The organism is Reyranella sp. (assembly GCF_017305915.1).
GTDB lineage: Bacteria > Pseudomonadota > Alphaproteobacteria > Reyranellales > Reyranellaceae > Reyranella.
The window spans coordinates 42,481-62,091 of sequence record NZ_JAFKJN010000009.1 but is presented as its reverse complement, the minus strand read 5'-3'; the positions used below and the strand labels follow the sequence as shown (position 1 = coordinate 62,091).

Genomic DNA, 19,611 nt, shown 5'->3' with positions numbered 1-19,611 from the left:
TCGACTCCTTAGATGGGCTGTCGTGGTCGAACTACGACTAGATGGGATGCTTTTCCCAGAGTCGCAATTGCAGATCTGCCAATTACCCATGGTCTTCGGGCCGCGCGAGGTCCTGGATCAGGCCTCGCCCTACCAATACCAAATATTCCGATACCGCTGCTTCAGATACAAGCCTCGGGGTGACGGGACGGTATGCGCATTTGGCATACAAAGCGCACAAAAAGCAGGCGCGGCTAGAAGTCGGTCTTCTCCCGGATGCGGGCGCCGCGCAGGGGCGGCAACGAGACGGTGTTGGGCTCGACCTCGGCACGCACGCTCCACAGGCGCAGCGCCTTGAGGGCCACTTCCGCGAGCTGCGGCAGGAAGCTCGGCCGCAGCAACTCCGGCTCGAACACGCTCATGCGGCGGCGATTCTCGGCGTAGCAATCTTCGAGGAAGCGCCGGAAGTTGAAACCGTCCAGGAACATGCCGACCTGCGTGGCGGCGAAGTTCTTGCCGTCATTCAACTGCTTGCCGCGGTGCGCCAGGCCCGCCATGCGATTCAGGGCCCGCAGATAGTAGTGCAGGCTGGTCAACGGCGAGACCGTGCGGGCGAGCCAGCCGCGCCGCGCTTCCGTATAGGCCATCCAATTGATGAAGAAGACGATATGGCGCGTCTCCTCGAACATCAGCGTCTCGAAGATCTTCAGCAGCTCACGCGGCAGGAACTCGGCCTGCCACGCGATCTTGAACAGGCCGAAGCCCAGGAATGAATCGAGGCATTCGCCGAAGCCGAAGTCCTTGAAGCGTGTCTCGATGTCCGAGCCGAGATTCTCCATCGGCCGCTCCGGCGCATCGAGGCCGTAGCGGTCGATCATCACCCGGATCAGGTTGGCATGCCGCGTCTCCTCCTCGCCCTGCAAGGCCAGCGCCTCCTTGAGGACGGGATCGCTGACGGTTTCGGTGAAGGCAGCGACGATCGCGCCGGCACGGCGCTCGGTATAGAAGACCTCCTCCCAGAACGGCACGGCCTGCAGGCGGCGCAGCCCGTCCGCATCCAGCTCCGGCCAGGGCAACGTCTTGGGATCATAGTCGATGTAAGTCTGCATGAAGTGCGCGCAGAACGCATCGCGATGTTCTTGCGAGCCAATTTTCATGCTAACTCACCTTGCTTCGCTGCTGCCATTGAAAGCCGCCGGTTTGGTCTTGTCCATGCACGGAACCGCCGTCAACGACTCTTGACAGGTCCGGTGCACGGACTTGGCTCAACCCAGCCCCATCGCATCCCCTCTCGAGGCTCTTCTTGTCCACCCCTATCCCGCTGATCGGCCGTATCGTTGCCGTCAGCACCCGTCGTCCGGCAATCGTCGTGCTCGTCGCCGCCCTGCTGACGGCCGTCGCCGGGGTTTACGCCGCGCGGCATTTTACCATGACGGCCAATACCGAAGAGCTGATCTCGCCCAGGATCGATTGGCGGCAACGCGTCCTCGACTTCCAGGCGGCTTTCCCGCAGCTCGGGGGCCTGACCATGGTCGTGGTCGACGGCAAGACGCCGGAACTGGCCGATCGCGCCGCCGCGCGCCTGACCGAGGCGTTGAGGGCCAAGCCGCATCTGTTCAAGAGCGTGGAGCAGCCGCAGGGTGGCCCGTTCTTCGCGCAGAACGGACTGTTGCTGCCGCCGCTGGCAGAGGTTCGCGCGAGGACCGAAGGCCTCGCGCGCGCGCAGCCGATGCTGGCGGCGCTGGCGGCCGATCCGAGCCTCCGGGGCGTGCTCGCCACGCTGTCCGGCGGCCTGCAGGGCGTGAAGTACGGGCAAGTGAAGCTCGCCGACCTCGAGCCCACGATGACGGCGCTGGCAGAGACCTTCGAAAAGGTCGCCGCCGGACAGCCCGCCTTCCTGTCGTGGCGACGATTCCTGATGGGCACCGCCACCGACCTCGCGGACACCCGACAGGTCATCCTGGTTCAGCCCGTCCTGCAATTCGCCGAATTGCAACCGGGCGCCGCGGCAAGCGCCGTCATTCGCGAGACGGCCCGCTCGCTGGGCCTCGATCCGGCACATGGCGTCACCGTGCGCCTCACCGGCCAGGTGCCGCTGGCGGACGAGGAGTTCGGCTCGCTGGCCTCGGACGCCGACACGCTGATGGGCGGCATGGTCACGGCGTTGCTGGTCATCCTGTGGCTGTCGGTGCATTCGGCCCGCACCGTCATCGCCATGCTGCTGACCACCTTCATCGGCCTGGTGATCACCGCCGCCATCGGCCTGCTCGTGATCGGCCGCTTCAACCTGATCTCGGTCGCCTTCATCCCGCTCTTCGTCGGCCTCGGCGTCGACTTCAACATCCAGTACAGCGTGCGCAGCCGTGCCGAGCGGCTCACCCATCCGAAGCTTGCCGGCGCGTTGATTGCCGCCGCCGGCGGCGTCGGGCCGGCGCTGGCCCTTTCCGCGGCGGCGATCAGCGTCGGCTTCTTTTCCTTCCTGCCGACGACCTATGTCGGCGTGGCCGAGCTCGGCGCGATCGCGGGCCTCGGCATGGTCGTGGCCTTCGTGCTGACGATCGTCCTGCTGCCGGCACTGCTGATGGTGCTGCGCCCGTCCGGCACGGGCATGGCCGAGGTCGGCTTTCCGATGCTGGCGCCCGTCGACACCTTCATCCAGCGGCGCCGCCGCGCCGTCCTCGGCGTGGCGGTCGCGGCGGCGGTGGGCTCCCTGGCCCTGCTGCCGTGGCTGCGCTTCGACTTCGATCCGCTCAACCTCAAGAGCCGCACCGTCGAGTCGATGACGACGCTCGACGCGCTGGCCGACGATCCGGAATGGACGCCCAACGCGATCAGCGTGCTCGCGCCTTCGCTGGACGACGCAAAGCGCCTGGTGCCGCGGCTCGCGGCCCTGCCCGAGGTTTCCAGGACGGTGACGCTCTCGACCTTCGTTCCAACCGAGCAGCCGGAGAAGCTGGCGCTGATCGGCGACGTCGCCAAGCGCTTAGAGCCGGTTCTCGCCGTGCCGCCGCGCGCACCGCCGTCGGATGCGGAGGTGCAGGAGGCCTTGTCCGCAACCGCGACGGCGTTGCGGCAGGGGACGGACGAGGTGAACAACAGCGGTGCGATCGCTGCCCGCCGTCTCGCCGATGCCCTGGAAAAATTGCGGGGCGCAGCGCCTGAAGCCCGCGCCGCGGCAGCGTCGGCCGTGGACACGCCGCTGAAGGTCCTGCTCGATCAGGTCCGGGCGATGCTCAAAGCCCAGCCGATCACGCCCGAAAACCTGCCGCGCCAACTGGTCGCCGACTGGGTCGCCAAGGACGGCCGGGTCCGCATCCAGGTCCTGCCGCGCGGCGGCCAGGACGAAGCGTCCCTGCGCCGCTTTGCCCTGGCCGTGCAAAGCGTCGCGCCCGATGCGACCGGCTCGCCGATCGACACCCGAGCCTCGGGCAACAGCGTGGTCCGCGCGTTCCTGGAGGCCGGCGTCTATTCGCTGGTCTCGATCACGGTGATCCTCGTGCTGGCGCTGCGACGGGCGCGCGACGTCATCTTGACGCTGATCCCGGTGCTGCTGAGCGGCCTGTTGACCTTCGCCACCTGTGCGGCGCTGGACCTGCCGCTGAATTTCGCCAACATCATCGCCCTGCCGCTGCTGTTCGGCGTCGGCGTGGCCTTCAACATCTACTTCGTCCTGGCCTGGCGCGCCGGCGAGACGGCGATGCTGCAGTCGAGCCTGATGCGCGCCGTGGTCTTCAGCGCGCTCACGACCGCCACGGCGTTCGGCGCGCTGTGGCTGTCGAGCCATCCCGGCACCGCCAGCATGGGCCGGCTGCTGATGATCTCGCTCGGCTGGGAACTGCTGGTCACCTTGCTGGTCCGCCCGGCGCTGCTCGCGCGGCCGCCGTCCTTCACACAGTGAGCAGCGGCGCGCCGTTGCGACGGTATGCGCCAGGATTTTGCACATGCAGTCCCGCGTGATCTTTGCCAGCCTGCAACCCATGCGGTCTAAGGTAGACTTCGCATGAGAGTGGTGGCGCGCGTAGTCCGGCAGGTCTTCGCCGTTCTGCTGATCACGCTGGCTCTCGACTACCTCCTGCTGGCCACGGTGTTCTCGGACCTGAAGCGGAATTGGTCGGACTCGGCGACGGCCTACACGCGCTCCTACATCTCGGTGCCCTGGCATCACGACCTCGCCCCCAACGTCTCGTCGGAGCGCGCCTGGGGCGACATCGTCTATCCCTTTCAGACCGATCGCTACGGCTTCAGGACCGGGCAGTGCGCGCCCGGCGAGGGCCAGAAGAGCTGGCCGGCCATCTTCGTGATCGGCGATTCGTTCACCGAGGGCATCGGCACGAGCTACGAGAACAGCTTCGTCGGCCACATGGCGTGCTACGCCGGGAAGCACGGCCGGGCGGTGTGGAATCTCGGCGTCACGTCGTACAGCCCGCTGATCTACTATCGCAAACTCCGTTCAGCCGCCGAGCGGCTGGGCATCACACCCGCCGAGGTCTACGTCTTCATCGATCTTTCCGACATCGACGACGAGGCCAACGTCTATCGCGTCAAGGACGACGGCACGGTCACCATGGCGCCGACGCGTCACTGGTTCGATATCGGCCAGTTCCTGCTCGGCAATTTCGCGACCTTCAGGCTGACCTACGACCTGTACCTCGCCTCGCCGTTCAGCACCGCGGGCTCCTTCGGACGCGAGCGCGCGGCCTGGTCGCTGGATCCCGAGGCCATGGAGGAATGGGGCCGCCGCGGGCTGGCGCTGGCCGATGCCAACATGAACAAGATCGCGGGCCTCTGCCGGGAGTGGAAGTGCGCCCTCACGGTCGTCGTCTATCCCTGGCCGGACAACGTCGCGGCAGGCGACCGCAACAGCATCCAGGTCACCCACTGGCGGCAGTGGGCGGCCGCGCGCGGTGTCCGCTTCATCGACGGCTTTGCCCCGTTCTTCCGCGAACCCGCCGCCGTGGCGGTGCCCAAGTATTTCATCCGCGGCGACGTGCATTTCAGCGAGCTCGGCAATCGCCTGCTGTTCGAGGAGGTGAGGAGCGCCCTCGGCGACTATTGACGAGGGCGATAGCCAGGCGCGGAAGACGACGAATTCTGCGATGGCGGCGCGGATGCGCGGACAGGTGCCGCAGCGGCAGACGTTGCCCGACATCGCATCGTCGATGTAGGCGTCGGTCGGCTTGGATTGTCGGTCGGCAGGGCGGTCACGGTGTGATGAAGGCAAGTTTGTTCACGGATGCATGACAAGATATCGTGGTGTCGCATCGTCGACGCTGACCTGCGCCACCGCAATTTAAGGGCACGAGGAGACGAACGATGTCCTACGCATCCCCATCGCCGCGCGCCCGCCCCCGCTGGCTCATGATCTCCGGCATCGTCGTCGCTGGCATCGTCGTGCTGGGCGGCGTGGCCTGGTTCACCCTGGGGGCGACAAGCAAGCCCGCCGCCAACGCCACGATGGCGCCGCCACCGGCGGTCGGCGTCCGCCTGGTCACCCAGCGCGGCGTCACCCGCTCGTTCGAGTTCGCCGGCCGCATCAAGGCGGTGAACAAGGTCGAGGTGCGGGCGCGCATCGAGGGCTTCCTCGACAAGGTGCTGTTCACCGAAGGCCAGGACGTCAAGGCGGGCGACCTGCTCTATCAGATCGAGAAGGTGCAGTTCCAATCGGCGCTCAGCCAGGCCGAAGGCAATCTGCTGATCGCCGACGCCACGGAGACCAATGCCAAGCTGGACTACAGCCGCCAGGTCGACCTGGTGAAGCGGCAGTACACGCCGCAGTCGGTGCTCGACAAGGCCAAGGCCGATCTCGATTCGGCGGCCGGCAAGGTCAAGCAGACGCGTGCCGCCGTGATCCAGGCGCAGGCCAACCTCGACTACACCGACATCAAGAGCCCGATCGACGGCCGCATCGGCCGCACCATGTACACGCAGGGCAACCTCGTGAACCCGGCGAGCGGCGTGCTGGCGACCATCGTCAGCCAGGACCCGATCTACGTCCTGTTCCCGGTCAGCATGAAGGACCTCGAGACGATCCGCGAAGCGCGCCGCCAGGAAGGCGGCGGCCTCACCAAGATCGACATCCGCGTACGCCTCGCCAACGGCTCGGAATACCCGCTGCGCGGCACCTGGAACTTGACCGATCCGCAGGTCGACGAGACGACCGACAGCCTGATCATGCGCGCCACCATGCCCAATCCCGAGCGTACGCTGGTCGACGGGCAGTTCGTCACCGCCATCATCCGCGAGCGCGCCGAGCAGCCGCGGCTGGTCGTGCCGCAGGCCGCCCTGCAGGTCGACCAGTCGGGCTTCTACGCGCTGGTCGTCGACAGCCAGCACAAGGTCGAGCGGCGCCAGCTGCAGACCGGGCCGAACAGCGGCACCGACATCGTCGTCACCTCGGGCATCAACGAGGGCGACAAGGTGATCGTCGACGGCATCCAGAAGGTCCGCGCCGGCATCGTCGTGCAGGAGACCGTCCTCGCACCGGCCGCTCCGGCGTCGAGCAATCGCTAGGAGGCAGCCATGATCTCCGACATCTTCATCGACCGGCCGCGGCTGGCCTTCGTCGTCTCGATCGTGATCACGCTGGCGGGCCTGCTGGCGATCGCCGCGATCCCGGTGGCGCAGTTTCCCGACATCGTGCCACCGCAGGTGTCGCTCACCACGCTCTACCCGGGCGCCGACGCCGAGACGGTCGAGCGCACCGTGGCCCAGCCGATCGAGCAGCAGATCAACGGCGTCGACAACGCCCTCTACTACCAGTCGGCGAGCGGCGCCGACGGCAGCTACACGCTCACCGTCACCTTCGCGCTGGGCACCGATCCCGACATCGACACCGTGAACGTGCAGAACCGCGCCCAGCTTTCCACGCCGCAACTGCCGGTCGAGGTGCAGCGCCAGGGACTGGTGATCCGAAAGAAGTCGGCGGCGCTGCTGCAGATCGTCACCATCAACTCGCCCAAGCACAGCCGCGACGCGCTCTTTCTCAGCAACTACGCCACCATCAACGTGGTCGACCCGCTGGCGCGCATCCGCGGCGTCGGCCAGGCGATCCTGTTCGGGCCGCTCGACTATTCGCTGCGCGTCTGGGTCGACCCCGACAAGCTCACCAACTTCAACCTGACGCCGGCCGACGTGGTGAACGCGATCCAGAGCCAGAACCTGCAGGCGGCCCTCGGCCGCATCGGCTCGGCGCCGCCGCCGAAGAACCAGCAGCTGCAGCTCACCATCAACACCGAGGGCCGGCTGACCGATCCCAAGGAGTTCGAGAACATCATCGTGCGCGCCAACCGCGACGGCTCGATCGTTCGCGTCAAGGACGTGGCGCGGGTCGACATGGGCGCCAAGACGCAGGAGCGCTACAGCCGCTTCAACGGCGTTCCCACGGCCGCCATCGGCATCTACCAGTCGCCCGGCGCCAATGCGGTCGACGTCGCGAACCAGGTGCGCCAGACGATGGAGGACCTGAAGAAGGCCTTCCCCGACGACGTCTCCTACGACCTGCTGTGGGACAACACGGTGTTCGTGACCGCCACGGTGACCGAGGTCGCCCACACGCTGGTCATCGCCTTCGTCCTGGTTGCGATCGTGGTGTTCCTGTTCCTCGGACGCCTGCGCACGACGCTGATCCCGCTGGTCGCGGTGCCGGTGTCGATCGTCGGCACCTTCGCGGTGATGCTGGCGATGGGCTACACGGCGAATACCGTGTCGCTGCTCGCCCTGGTGGTCGCCATCGGCATCGTGGTCGACGACGCGATCGTGGTCATCGAGAACGTCGAGCGCGTGATCGAGGAGCGGCCCGACCTCTCGATCCCGGAGGCCACCAAGCTCGCGATGGCGGAGATCACCGGGCCGGTGATCGCCATCACCCTGGTCCTGCTGTCGGTGTTCGTGCCGGTGGCGTTCATTCCCGGCCTGAGCGGCCAGCTGTTCCGCCAGTTCGCGGTCGCCGTCTCGACCTCGATGGTGATCTCGGCGATCAACGCGCTGACGCTCTCGCCCGCGCTATGCTCGGTGCTGCTGAAGCGCGGCGACGGCAAGCGCGGCATCATGCGCTACGTGCTGGGCGCCATCGACAAGACCCGCGACGGCTATGCCGCCGTCGTCCGCCGCCTGGTCCGCTGGTCGGTGGCGGGGATCCTCATCGTGCTGCTGGTCGCCGCGGGGGCGTTCGGCGTCTACAGGATGACGCCGCAGGGCTTCCTGCCGTCGGAGGACCAGGGCGGCTTCTTCGCCGCGCTGCGCCTGCCGGAAGGCGCCTCGCTCAACCGCACCGAGACGATCGTCGCCCAGGTCGAGGACATGATCAAACCGATCCCCGGGGTGCAGGGCGTGCTGTCGGTGGTCGGGCTGAACTTCATCGACTACGTGGCCGCCCCCAACCAGGCCTTCTTCGTCGTCCGCATGAAGCCCTACGACCAGCGGGCCGACCCGTCGCAGAGCGTCGACGCGGTGATCGCCAGGTTGCGGCCGCAACTGGCAGCCGTCCAGGGCGCTATCGTCTTTCCGTTCAACCTGCCGCCGATCTTCGGCCTCGGCAACGCCGGCGGCTTCCAGTACGTGCTGAAGGCACTGCAGGGCCAGTCGCCGACCGATCTGGCCGCGGTCATGCGTTCGCTGCAGGTCGCGGCCAACGGGCAACCCGAGCTCGCCGGCGTGTTCAGCACCTACGCCGCCGAGACGCCGCAGATCCATCTCGACATCGATCGCGACAAGGCGCAGGTGCTGGGCGTCAAGATCAGCGACATCTTCAATGCCCTGCAGTCGACCCTGGGCGGCTTCTACATCGACGACTTCAACCTTTTCGGCCGTACCTGGCAGGTGAACATCCAGGCCGATGCGGGCTTCCGTGACGCGATCGAGGACATCTACCGCGTCTATGTCCGCACCGGCTCGGGCTCAATGGTGCCGATCCGCGCCTTCGCCCAGGCGCGGCTGGTGCAGGGGCCGCAGGCGGTGATCCGCTACAACGGCTCGCGCGGGGCCATCATCAACGGCGGCCCCAAGCCCGGCTTCAGCTCGGGCGAGGCGATCGCCGCCATGGAGCGTCTGTCGGCAACGACCCTGCCGCTCGGCTACGGCTACGAATGGACGGGCACGGCCCTGCAGGAAAAGATCGCCGGCGGCAAGGCCGGCATCGTGCTCGGACTTGCGGTGCTGTTCGCCTACCTCTTCCTGGTGGCGCTGTACGAAAGCTGGAACATCCCGCTGCCGGTGCTGCTGTCCGTCGTGGTCGGCCTGCTGGGCGCGATCACCGCCACCCTGGTGGCGGGCCTGGCGTTCGACATCTACGCCCAGATCGGCCTGGTCGTGCTGGTGGCGCTGGCCGCCAAGAACAGCATCCTGATCGTCGAGTTCGCGGTGCAGCAGCGCCACGCCGGCAAGTCGATCGTCGAATCGGCGATCGACGGCGCGCGGCTGCGCTTCCGGCCGGTGATGATGACCAGCTTCGCCTTCATCCTCGGCCTGCTGCCGCTGGTGATCGCGGTCGGCCCCAGCACGCTCAGCCGCCGCGCCATCGGCACGCCGGTGTTCGGCGGCTTGATCGGGGCGGCGGCGTTCGGGATCTTCCTGACGCCGATGCTGTACGTCGTGTTCCAGGGCCTGCGCGAGCGCTTCGCGCCCAAACGCGAACCGGCCAAGCCCGAGCCGGCCGCCGAACCCCGCCCGGCGCCCTGAGGGGCGCGGGGCGGGCGGGCACCCTTCATGCCCGTGATGAAGGCCGACAACGCCCGCCATTCACGGACTTAAGGCAGGTGGGTTGGTCGGCGGTCCCCGGCTGCGGTATCGTCTGGGAAGGCTATTTGCCGGGAGCCCTGACATGTCCCTCGCCACCGCATCGCCGCTCAGTGCCGCCGACCATGGGCGCGCCATGGGCGAATACGGCCGCCGCGCCGAAGCGCGCGCCCATGCCCTCGGCAATCGCGGCCCGATCCGCACCGGCGCCGACGGCAAGCTGCTGCCGGAGATCGTGGAGTCGTACGGGACGCACGGCTTCTACGTCTTCCAGGGCGTCGTCGGGCCCGAGGAGCTGGCCGAGCTGCGCGCCGACATCGACGCCGTGCTGTCGCGCGCGCCGGTGGCGCCCGACGCGACGGTCGACTTCCGCGGCCGGCCGGTGATCGACCACGGCATCATCAAGCCGCCCTACCGCTGGGCCCGGCCATTGAGCGATCCGGTCGGCGGCACCGACGCCAACAACGGCCGCCATCCGGCGGAGATGCTGCAGCCTGTGCCGGACGGCGATGCGCCGGCCTGGACCGTCGAGCTGCTCGACGGCAACCTCCATCTCAGCGACGCCTGCCTGCGGCTCTATGGCCATCCCGGCCTGCTGACCGTGGCCGCCTCGATCCTCGGCGACGACTTCGTGCCCTACAACGAAGTGACCTTCGTGAAGGAGCCGGGCCTCGGCCCGTCGGTCGCCTGGCACCAGGACGGCACGACGCACTGGACCGCGCCCGACTGGGACCAGGGAGCGCACGGCTTCAACTTCATGACCCAGCTCTATCCCAGCACGGCGGCGAACTGCGTCTGGGTGCTGCCCGGCAGCCACCGGCGCGGCAAAGCCGACATCCGGAAGATGGTGGCCGAGGCCGGCTCCGACCGCATCGAGGGCGCCGTGCCGATGCTGTGCGACGCCGGCGACACCATCGTCACCAACCGGCAGATGGTGCACGGCTCGTTCGCCAACAGCTCGCTCGACCGGCGCATCACGCTCAACGAGGGCTTCTTCCCGCGCAAGCGCGTGCTGAACGTCACGGCGCGGCGCCTCACCGGCAAAACCGAGACCTACGACCAGGCCCGCATCGATGCGCGCACCCGCATCCTCCAGATCGCGATCGACGCGCGCCGCCAGCGCTTCCCGCAGGAGCGCGCCTACGTCTACCGGCCGCTCGCCGGCCGCGAGGACGAGAACCGCTGGAACGAGGCGACCCGCGCCGGCGTGCTCAAGAACTACAACCAGCTCGACATGTTCATTTGAGCGCCTGCCGCCGTCGTCCCGACCGAAGCGACGGAGGGAGTAGGCCCGCGATTTCGCTTCTCTGACGTCTTTTGCTAGAAGGACGGCGACACGTCCTGCACGAGAAATTGCCAGATGAAATCGCCCACCGTCCTCATCGACCGCCATCCCGGCCGCTCCACGCAGACAATCGGCATTGCGCGTGCGATCGGCACCGACCCCGACCTGATCCATGAACCGTCGATCGGCGTCGTCGGCACCAAGGGCGACAGCCAGTGCTACCTGGGCGTCATGGCCAAGGTCGAGGCCATCCATGACAAGCTCAAGAGCCGCGTCGGCGCGGGCCAAGGCCAGCTCAAGCTGCGGCTGGTGCAGCCCGAGTACACGATCGCCACCTCCGACGGCATCCGCAACGGCACGCGCGAGATGCGCTACTCGCTGATCGGCCGCGAGGTGACCAACGACGCGCTGTGCGAGCATCTCAGCGCCACCGGCCTGCTCGGCACCATCGCGGTCGTCGCCTGCGACAAGCCGCCGGTCGGCACCCTGTCGGCCCTGCTCGAGCACAACCGGCCCTCGATCATCATGTCGGACGGCCCGATCCATCCCGGCAAGGACCCCAAGACCGGCGAGGCGCTCGACATCGTCAGCGCCTACCAGGTCGCCGGCCATCCCGACGCCGAGTACCGCCATCACATCGCCTGCCATGCCTGCCCCGGCATCGGAAGCTGCGGTGGCATGTTCACCTACAACACCATGCAGACCTTCATCGGCGTGGTCGGCATGGAGCCGCTGCACATGGTGGCGCCGCCGTCCGACGACCCGCGACGCACCAATCAGTTCGCCGGCGAGCTGGTCGACCTGCTGGCCAACCTGATCGACAAGGACCTCAAGCCGCGCGACATCGTGGTGCGCGATTCGATCCGCAACGCGGTGATCGTCGCCATGTCGATCGGCGGCTCGACCAACGTCACCCTGCACGCGCCGGAGATCGCGCGCGCCGCGGGCTACGGCGACTTCTGGAAGGACATCATGACGCCGGAGGAGTTCAACTACCTCTCGCAGCATATCGTCCCCGTGCTCACCGATGCGCGGCCCTACGGCAAGTATTCGATGGTCGACATCGACGCGGTCGGCGGCGTGCAGGTGATCGTGCGCGAGCTGCTCGAGGCCGGGCTGCTAAACGGCGACGTGCTGACCTGCACCGGCGAGACGCTGGCCAGGCAGGTCGAGCGGCTGGGCTCCAAGAAGGCCGACGGCAAGGTCGTCTACACCGTCGACAAGCCCTACAAGCCGACCGGCGGCCTGCGCGTGCTGGGCGGCAACCTGTCGCCCGACTTCTCGGCGATCCTCAAGCTCGCCGGTGTCGAGGGCGGGCTGGAGAACAACACCTTCCGCGGCAAGGCGCGCGTCTTCGAGGGCGAGCAGGCGCTGCTCGATGCGCTCGACCGGCATCCCGAGAAGTTCCAGAACCACGACATGGTGATCGTGCGCTACGAGGGTCCGAGCGGCGCACCGGGCATGCCCGAGATGCTCGACCCGACCTCGCGCATCACCACGCTGTGCCGCGAGCGCGGCATCACCGTGGGGCTGATGACCGATGCCCGATTCTCCGGCGGCTCGGTCGGCCTGGTGATCGGCCATGTCGGACCCGAGGCGGCGCTGGGCGGCCCGATCGCCTTCATCGAGGATGGCGACGAGATCGTGGCCGACCTCAACACGAACGAGCTGACCTGCACCGCGCTCACCGATCCCGCCACTTTGGCCAAGCGCAAGGCGGCCTGGGAGAAGGTCGTCGCCGACAATGGCGGCATCCATCCCAACTGCGGCGCGGCCGATACCCGCCTGCTGCACCGCGCGCGCGCCACCGCCGTGCCGGCGACGCGTGGCGGCGGCCTGCACCCCAACCGCGAGGTCTGGGTGCGCGAGCCGCGCAAGGCCGAGCGGTCGACGTTCGTGCTGAAGAACAAGCACCGGCCGCAAGCCAACAAGACCTTCTAGATGGGCGCGCGGACCGGCTCGCAGTTTCTCGACGGTCTGCGCAGGACCCGACGGGAGATCTGGGTCGACGGCGAGAAGATCGCCGACGTCACGGCGCATCCCAAACTGCGCGGCGGCGCCGAGAGCCTCGCCGCGCTCTACGACCGGCAACACGAGTACGCGTCGGAGTGTCTCTACAAGGATCCAGATAGCGGTGAGCTGACGAACGTCAGCCACATGACGCCGCGGTCGAAGGACGACCTGTGGCGACGCCATGCCGGGCTTGTGCGGCTGTCGGAAGCCTCGATGGGCATCATGGGCCGCACGCCCGACTACATGAACATGAAGTTCGCGGCCTTCGCCTCGGCGCCGAAGGTGTGGGCCGGTGCCGACGGCCGCAACGAGCGCGGCGCCCGCAACATCGTCGCCTTCCAGCGCCATCTCGCCCGCGCCGACGTCTCGCTCACGCATACCATCATCCAGCCGACCATCGACAAGCGCACCGACGGCAAGGTCGCCGGCAATAAAGTGATGGTGCGCAAGGTCAGCGAGACGGCCGACGGCATCATCGTGCGCGGCGCCAAGGTGCTGGCCACCCTGGCTCCCTACGCCGACGAGCAGACGGTCTATCCCGGCCAGCCCCTGCCGGCCGACGCGAAGGAACATGCGCTGGCCTTCGCCATCCCGCTCGACACGCCGGGCCTGAAGTTCATCTGCCGCGATTCGGTGGCGGCGCCGGGCGCCGATCCATTCGACAAGCCTTTGTCATCGCGCTTCGACGAGCAGGATGCCTTCTGCATCTTCGACGACGTGCTGGTGCCGTGGGACCGCGTGTTCATCGACGGCGACATCGCGATCTACAACTCCCTGCGCGACACTGGCTACCACATCAACATGGTCACGCAGTCGTCCATCCGTGCCCTGACCAAGCTCGAATTCGCCTATGGCCTCGCCTCCCGCATGGCCGAGCTGATCGGCGACCAGTCGCCGGCGACGACGGAGATGCTGGGCGAGCTCGCGGCTTATGTCCGCCTGACCGCCAACGCGATCGAGCTGTCGCTGGAGCAGGCCCGGGAACGCAGCGACGGCGTGTGGTTCCCCAACGGCGCCGCACTCGACCCGATGCGCTCGATCCTGCCGATGTGGATGCCGCGGGTGGCCGAGATCATTACCCTGATCGGCAGCCACAACCTGCTCACCACACCCAGCCGCGCCGAGCTCGCGGACCCGACGCTGCGGCCCCTGATCGACGAGATGCTGCACGGCGCCGACGGCGCCACCGCCGACGAGCGCGCCCAGGTGTTCCGGCTGGCGTGGGACTTCGTCGGCTCCGCGTTGGGCGGCCGCGGCTTCCTCTATGAGCGCTTCTATCTGACGTCGGCGGCCCGCAACAAACAGATGCTGCACACGCGCTTCTTCGACCGGACGCGTTCACAGGCTCTGCTCAAGGACATGCTTTCGCGGGGCCGGCGCGCCGATTGACTCGTCCTCCATGAGGCCGTCGAATACCGCCCGCACGACCCACGCGCATGGAGGAAACACCGATGTCTTTCTACCGAGGCATGACCTGCGAGAACGTCACTCTCAAGGGCGACAAGGGCACGCCGATCACCGCCTACGTGGCCAAGCCCGAGGGTTCGGGCAAGTTTCCAGGCGTCGTACTGATCCATCATCTGCCGGGCTGGAGCGAGCTCTACATCGAGACGACCCGCCGGTTCGCCCATCACGGCTACCTCGCGATCTGCGCCAATCTCTATCAGCGTGAGCAGGGCGGCGGCAGCGACGCCAATCCCGACGATGTCGCGGCCAAGGTGCGCGCCGAGGGCGGCATCGCCGATGCTCAGATGGTCGGCGACACCGCGGCGGCCGTGGCGTGGATGCGGGCGAATCCCAGCAACAACGGCAAGGTCGGCCTGTTCGGCTCCTGCTCGGGCGGCCGGCACGCCTTCATCTATGCCTGCCAGAAGAAGGACGTCGATGCCTGCATCGATCTGTGGGGCGGCCGCGTCGTGATGGGCAAGGAGGAGCTCAACGCCAAGACGCCGGTCGCGCCGATCGACATGACCAAGGACCTCAACTGCCCGCTGCTCGGGCTGTTCGGCAACGACGACCGCGCGCCCAGCCCCGAGCAGGTCAACCAACACGAGGCCGAGCTCAAGAAGCTGGGCAAGAACTACGAGTTCCACCGCTACGACGGCGCCGGCCACGGCTTCTTCTACTGGCACCGGCCGCTCTACCGGGTCGAGCAGGCAATGGACGGCTGGAGCAAGGTCTTCGGCTTCTTCGGCAAGCACCTCGGGAAGTAGGAGCAGCCCATGTGCACGTCGATTGTCGAGATCACCGAAGCCGAAGGCATGGCCAAGCGCGGCGACGAGTGGTTCCCGCTGACGCAGGCCGTGGTCTCCTATGACCATGCCCGCCACGCTTTGCTGGGCGACGTCATTACGCTCGACTTCTTCAACCACGACCTCGACGCCAGCGCCCGCGCCGGTGTTGAGATCACCCTCGAATCGGCCAAGGCGTTGCGGGCCGCATTGGACCGCGCGATCGCCGCGGCCGAGTTCGAGGAGGCAGAGGTGCGCGGCAAGGGCGCGCCCATCAGCCTCGTCCGGGCGGCGTGACGCAACGCTGGCGCGTCGGCGTCGATTCGGGTGGGACGTTCACCGACGTCTGCCTGTTCGACGAGGAGCAGGGCCGCGTCGAGGTGTGGAAGGTCCCGTCCACACCCGATGATCCCTCGCGCGGCATCGCCCAGGGCGTCGAAGAAGGCCTGCGCCGGGTAGCGCCCGACGCAGGCGACAAGCCGGCGTCGGTCGTCGCCTATTTCGGCCACGGCACGACGGTCGCGACCAACGCGCTGATCCAGCATCGCGGCGTGAAGACCGGGCTGGTCACCACCGAAGGCTTCCGCGATCTCCTGGAGATCGGCCGGCAGAAGCGGCCCGATCTCTACGACATCCAGGCCGACAAGCCGCCGACCCTGGTGCCGCGCGACCTGCGGCTGGAAGTGCCGGAGCGTGTGCTGCATACCGGCGACGTCGCCACCGCACTCGACGAGGAGGCCGTACGCGCCGCGGCACGCCGGCTGAAGGCAGCCGGTGTGAAGGCGGTCGCGGTGTCCTTCCTCTACGGCTTCGTGCGGCCCGATCACGAGAAGCGCGCGCTCGCCATCCTGCGCGAGGAGCTGCCCGACGCCTTCCTCTCGGCCGGCCACGAGATCGCGCCCGAGTTCCGCGAGTTCGAGCGGCTGTCGACGGTGGTGCTCAACGCCTATCTCGGCCCGGTCATGGCGGGCTACATCGAGCGGCTGAAACAGCGGCTCGAGGCGCTGGGCCTCGCGACCGCGCCGCATCTCACGCAATCGAACGGCGGCGTCATCGGCTTTGCGACAGCCGCGGCCATGCCGGTGCGCACGGTGCTGTCCGGCCCCTCGACCGGGGTGGTCGGCGCGCAGGCGATCGGCCGCGCGGCGGGAATGCCCGACCTCATCACCTTCGACATGGGCGGCACCTCGACCGACGTGGCGCTGCTGCAGGACGGCCAGTGCAAATTGGCCTCGGAGGCGACGGTGCACGGCTATCCGATCAAGGCGCCGATGCTCGACATCCACACCGTCGGCGCGGGCGGCGGCTCGATCGCCCATATCGATGCCGGCGGCCTGCTAAAGGTCGGTCCGCGCTCCTGCGGCGCCGATCCCGGGCCGGTCTGCTACGACAGGGGCAACCGTGAGCCCGCGGTCACCGACGCCAACGTGGTGCTGCAGACGCTGAACCCCGAGCACCTGCTGGGCGGGCGCATGCCGATCCGCCGCGAGCTCGCCGTCGACGCCGTTCAGGGGCTGGCCGACCGGCTCGGGCTCGGCCTGATGGAGACCGCGCAGGGCATCCTCTCCGTCGTCACCGCGAACATGGCGCGGGCGATCCGTGTCATCTCGGTGCAGCGCGGCCACGACCCTCGTCACTACACGCTGATGGCGTTCGGCGGCGCAGGGCCCTTGCACGCCGCGCGGCTCGCCCGCGAGCTCGACATGCGCTGCGTGCTGGTGCCCGCCAATCCCGGCATCCTCTGCGCCATGGGTCTGCTGCTGACCGACCTGCGCGCCGACTTCGCGGTGACGCGGCTGTTGCCGGCCAAGGACAGCGCGGCAACCGAGCTCGCCGAGGGCTTCGCCGCTCTCACCGCACAAGCCGAACGTTGGTTCGAGCAGGAAGGCATCGCGCCCGCCGACCGGCGGCTCAGCCGCACCGTCGACATGCGCTATCACGGCCAGAACTACGAGCTGGGCATCGCGTACGAGGGCGCGACCATGGCCACTCTCCTCTCACGCTTTGCCGAGGCGCATCGCCAGCGCTACGGTTTTGCGACCGACGAAGACCCGGTCGAGATCGTCACCCTGCGGCTGGAGGCCAACGGCGTGGTGCGCAAGGCGGAGCTCAAGACGCATCCCGAGGCGGGACCCGACGCCTCCGGCGCCATCGCGACCCATCGCGACGTCTGGCTGGCCGAGACCAAGGGTTTCGCCGCGACGCCGATCTATGCCCGCGAGCGGCTGCGGCCGGGCCACCGCTTCGCCGGCCCCGCGATCGTCGAGCAGATGGACGCCACCACGCTGGTGCCGCCCGGCATGACGGCGCGGGTCGACCGCTGGCTCAACCTGATCCTGGAGGCCGCATGAGCACCTCACGACTTCCTCCCTGGCGGAGCCGGGGAGGTGGCCGCGCAGCGGCCGGAGGGGTCATGGGCCCCAACCGTGGGGCGGCTCATGACCCCTCCGCCGCCTTCGGCGGCACCTCCCCGCGCTTCGCGCAGGGAGGAACATCGCGATGAGCGTCGATCCCATCACGGTCGAGGTGATCGGCGCCGCCCTGGCGTCGATCGTCGAGGAGACCGGCGAGACGCTGATCCGCGCCTCGCACTCGACCAACATCAAGGAGCGGCGCGACTGCTCGACGGCGCTGTTCAACGCCCGCGGCGAGACGCTCTGCCAGGCCGAGCACATCCCGATCCATCTCGGCAGCTTCCTTGACCTGGTGCCGCACATCATGCGGCGCTATCCGACCCAGGACATCAGGCCGGGCGACGCCTTCATCGGCAACGATGCCTACGAAGGCGGCGGCACGCACCTGCCCGACATCGTGATCGCCGAGCCGATCTTCATCGACAACACGCTGGTCGCCTGGACGGTGAACCTGGCGCACCACGCCGACTTCGTCGACCGCGGCCACGCGCACATCTACCAGGAGGGACTGCGCATCCCGCCGGTGCGGCTGTATCGCGGCGGCGAGCTGCAGAAGGACGTGGCCGACCTGATCCTGCTCAATTGCCAGGTTCCCAAGGAGCGGCTGTCCGACTTGCGGGCGCAGATGGCGGCCAACCGGGTCGGCGTGCAGCGCTTCCAGGCGCTCGCCGCCAAGTACGGCACGGCGACCGTGCTGTCGGCCGGCGAGGCGCTGATGGACTATGCCGAGCGCAAGATGCGGGCGGCGATCGCGGCGATCCCCGACGGCACCTGGCGCTTCGAGGACGTGTTCGACAACGAGGAAGTGCCCGAACCGCTGCCGCTCGCCGTCGAGGTCACGGTGACGGGCGATCAATTGGCGCTCGCCTTCGAGGGGCCCGAGCAGCGGCGCGCCGGCGTCAACATGACCTACACCGCCCTGCTCGCCACCGCCTACTACGTGGTGAAGTCGGTGATGGACCCTTCTATCCTGCCCAATGCCGGGCTGGCGCGGCCGCTCTCGATCACCGCGCCGCTCGGCAGCATCCTGAACTGCACCGCGCCGGCCGCGGTCAACGGCCGCCTGCAGACCTGCCAGCGGGTCGCCGACATGATCCTGGGGGCGCTGGCGCAGGTGGTACCGGAGCGCGTCATGGCCTGCTCCAACTCGGCCTGCACCGTGGCGTACTTCATCGGCAAGCGGCCCCCCAATACCCCTGGCGCCGGCTCGACCTGGGTCTATCTCGAGACGATCGGCGGCGGCAGCGGCGCGCGCTCGCTCAAGGACGGGCTGGACGGCGTGCATGTCCATACCACCAACACCTCGAACCTGCCGGTCGAGGCACTGGAGATCGAATACCCGCTGGTGCTGATGCGCTACGAGCTGGTCGCCGATTCCGGCGGCGTCGGCCGCTACCGCGGCGGTATGGGCTTGCGGCGCGTCTACCAGGCGACGCACGACTGCCGCGTGCGGGTCGATCTCACCCGCCAGCTTTCCCGGAGCTGGGGCCTGTTCGGCGGCGGCCCGGGCGCCCATGGCAAGGTCGAGGGCGGACCTGGCGTCGTCTTCGACGGCGACCAGGCGGTGCTGAAGGCCGGGCATTGGTTCGCCCTGGTGACGCCGGGCGCCGGCGGCTACGGCCCGCCCGACGAGCGCACGGCGGACGCGGTGGCGCGCGATCTCGCCGAAGGCGTGATCACGCCCGCCTCCGCGCACGAGGCCTACGGCTATTCACCCTGAGCGGGCCTCCTTCCATCAGCCCGATCGCGCGTTTCCTCGGCCAGCTTTTCATCGAGGTACAGGTCGAACAGCGCCAGCCAGGTGAGCTTGCGCTCCTTCACCATCTGCAGGATCTGCTCATCGGTCAGTTCATCGGCGACGCGCGGTTGCCGCCCCGGCGGGCGGCCTCTGGGATTGCCCGACATACCCTTCTTGAAGCGCGACGCGATCGGCGGCTTGCCGTAGCCCACTTTGTAC

13 protein-coding genes and 1 pseudogene are annotated in these 19,611 nt (G+C 68.2%); 11 read left to right on the top strand and 3 right to left on the bottom strand.

What is annotated here, in order from left to right:
• Window positions 1-233: 233 nt before the first annotated feature.
• Window positions 234-1,136: a hypothetical protein gene (locus J0J01_RS06645; RefSeq protein WP_296379453.1), complete on the bottom strand. Its 903-nt coding sequence runs from the start codon at window positions 1,134-1,136 to the stop codon at window positions 234-236.
• 146 nt (window positions 1,137-1,282) lie between these two features.
• On the opposite strand from J0J01_RS06645, the gene J0J01_RS06640 reads away from it, so the two are divergent.
• Window positions 1,283-3,877, top strand: a complete 2,595-nt coding sequence (locus J0J01_RS06640) for an MMPL family transporter (protein ID WP_296379452.1) — start codon at window positions 1,283-1,285, stop codon at window positions 3,875-3,877.
• A gap of 111 nt (window positions 3,878-3,988) precedes the next feature.
• Window positions 3,989-5,035, top strand: a complete 1,047-nt coding sequence (locus J0J01_RS06635) for a hypothetical protein (protein ID WP_296379451.1) — start codon at window positions 3,989-3,991, stop codon at window positions 5,033-5,035.
• A gap of 39 nt (window positions 5,036-5,074) precedes the next feature.
• Here the strand turns inward: J0J01_RS06635 and J0J01_RS06630 are convergent.
• Window positions 5,075-5,158 (bottom strand): annotated as a pseudogene (locus tag J0J01_RS06630) (2Fe-2S iron-sulfur cluster-binding protein); the annotation flags it as partial.
• Between the two features lie 134 nt (window positions 5,159-5,292).
• Here J0J01_RS06630 and J0J01_RS06625 point away from each other — a divergent pair.
• The 9 genes from J0J01_RS06625 (at window position 5,293) to J0J01_RS06585 (ending at window position 19,374) form a co-directional block, all read left to right on the top strand.
• The gene (locus J0J01_RS06625) at window positions 5,293-6,489 is read left to right on the top strand and encodes an efflux RND transporter periplasmic adaptor subunit (RefSeq protein WP_296379450.1); all 1,197 of its coding nucleotides are present in this window, start codon (window positions 5,293-5,295) and stop codon (window positions 6,487-6,489) included.
• Window positions 6,490-6,498: 9 nt separating this feature from the next.
• A complete protein-coding gene (locus tag J0J01_RS06620) occupies window positions 6,499-9,654 on the top strand; it encodes a multidrug efflux RND transporter permease subunit (RefSeq protein ID WP_296379449.1) in 3,156 nt (1,051 codons plus the stop codon).
• A gap of 142 nt (window positions 9,655-9,796) precedes the next feature.
• A complete protein-coding gene (locus tag J0J01_RS06615) occupies window positions 9,797-10,957 on the top strand; it encodes a phytanoyl-CoA dioxygenase family protein (protein WP_296379448.1) in 1,161 nt (386 codons plus the stop codon).
• 114 nt (window positions 10,958-11,071) lie between these two features.
• The gene (locus J0J01_RS06610; protein WP_296379447.1) at window positions 11,072-12,937 is read left to right on the top strand and encodes a dihydroxy-acid dehydratase; all 1,866 of its coding nucleotides are present in this window, start codon (window positions 11,072-11,074) and stop codon (window positions 12,935-12,937) included.
• The gene (locus J0J01_RS06605; protein WP_296379446.1) at window positions 12,938-14,398 is read left to right on the top strand and encodes a 4-hydroxyphenylacetate 3-hydroxylase N-terminal domain-containing protein; all 1,461 of its coding nucleotides are present in this window, start codon (window positions 12,938-12,940) and stop codon (window positions 14,396-14,398) included.
• Window positions 14,399-14,460: 62 nt separating this feature from the next.
• A complete protein-coding gene (locus J0J01_RS06600) occupies window positions 14,461-15,222 on the top strand; it encodes a dienelactone hydrolase family protein (RefSeq protein WP_296379445.1) in 762 nt (253 codons plus the stop codon).
• Window positions 15,223-15,231: 9 nt separating this feature from the next.
• A complete protein-coding gene (locus J0J01_RS06595) occupies window positions 15,232-15,537 on the top strand; it encodes a DUF6295 family protein (RefSeq protein WP_296379444.1) in 306 nt (101 codons plus the stop codon).
• Complete coding sequence (locus J0J01_RS06590; protein WP_296379443.1) at window positions 15,534-17,591, top strand: hydantoinase/oxoprolinase family protein; 2,058 nt, start codon at window positions 15,534-15,536, stop codon at window positions 17,589-17,591. The genes J0J01_RS06595 and J0J01_RS06590 overlap by 4 nt, the downstream gene beginning before the upstream one ends.
• A gap of 148 nt (window positions 17,592-17,739) precedes the next feature.
• Window positions 17,740-19,374: a hydantoinase B/oxoprolinase family protein gene (locus tag J0J01_RS06585; RefSeq protein WP_296379442.1), complete on the top strand. Its 1,635-nt coding sequence runs from the start codon at window positions 17,740-17,742 to the stop codon at window positions 19,372-19,374.
• Here the strand turns inward: J0J01_RS06585 and J0J01_RS06580 are convergent.
• Window positions 19,362-19,604 (bottom strand): DUF5681 domain-containing protein, encoded by a 243-nt coding sequence (locus J0J01_RS06580; RefSeq protein WP_296379441.1) that lies wholly within the window; start codon window positions 19,602-19,604, stop codon window positions 19,362-19,364. The genes J0J01_RS06585 and J0J01_RS06580 overlap by 13 nt on opposite strands.
• Window positions 19,605-19,611: the final 7 nt, after the last annotated feature.

What these genes read in the sequence shown, in the direction of transcription:
- J0J01_RS06620 (WP_296379449.1), top strand. Translation starts at nt 6,499, where the DNA reads ATGATCTCCGACATCTTCATCGACCGGCCGCGGCTGGCCTTCGTCGTC.
- J0J01_RS06600 (WP_296379445.1), top strand. Translation starts at nt 14,461, where the DNA reads ATGTCTTTCTACCGAGGCATGACCTGCGAGAACGTCACTCTCAAGGGC.
- J0J01_RS06615 (WP_296379448.1), top strand. Translation starts at nt 9,797, where the DNA reads ATGTCCCTCGCCACCGCATCGCCGCTCAGTGCCGCCGACCATGGGCGC.
- J0J01_RS06625 (WP_296379450.1), top strand. Translation starts at nt 5,293, where the DNA reads ATGTCCTACGCATCCCCATCGCCGCGCGCCCGCCCCCGCTGGCTCATG.
- J0J01_RS06645 (WP_296379453.1), bottom strand. Translation starts at nt 1,136, where the DNA reads ATGAAAATTGGCTCGCAAGAACATCGCGATGCGTTCTGCGCGCACTTC.
- J0J01_RS06610 (WP_296379447.1), top strand. Translation starts at nt 11,072, where the DNA reads ATGAAATCGCCCACCGTCCTCATCGACCGCCATCCCGGCCGCTCCACG.
- J0J01_RS06595 (WP_296379444.1), top strand. Translation starts at nt 15,232, where the DNA reads ATGTGCACGTCGATTGTCGAGATCACCGAAGCCGAAGGCATGGCCAAG.
- J0J01_RS06605 (WP_296379446.1), top strand. Translation starts at nt 12,938, where the DNA reads ATGGGCGCGCGGACCGGCTCGCAGTTTCTCGACGGTCTGCGCAGGACC.
- J0J01_RS06585 (WP_296379442.1), top strand. Translation starts at nt 17,740, where the DNA reads ATGAGCGTCGATCCCATCACGGTCGAGGTGATCGGCGCCGCCCTGGCG.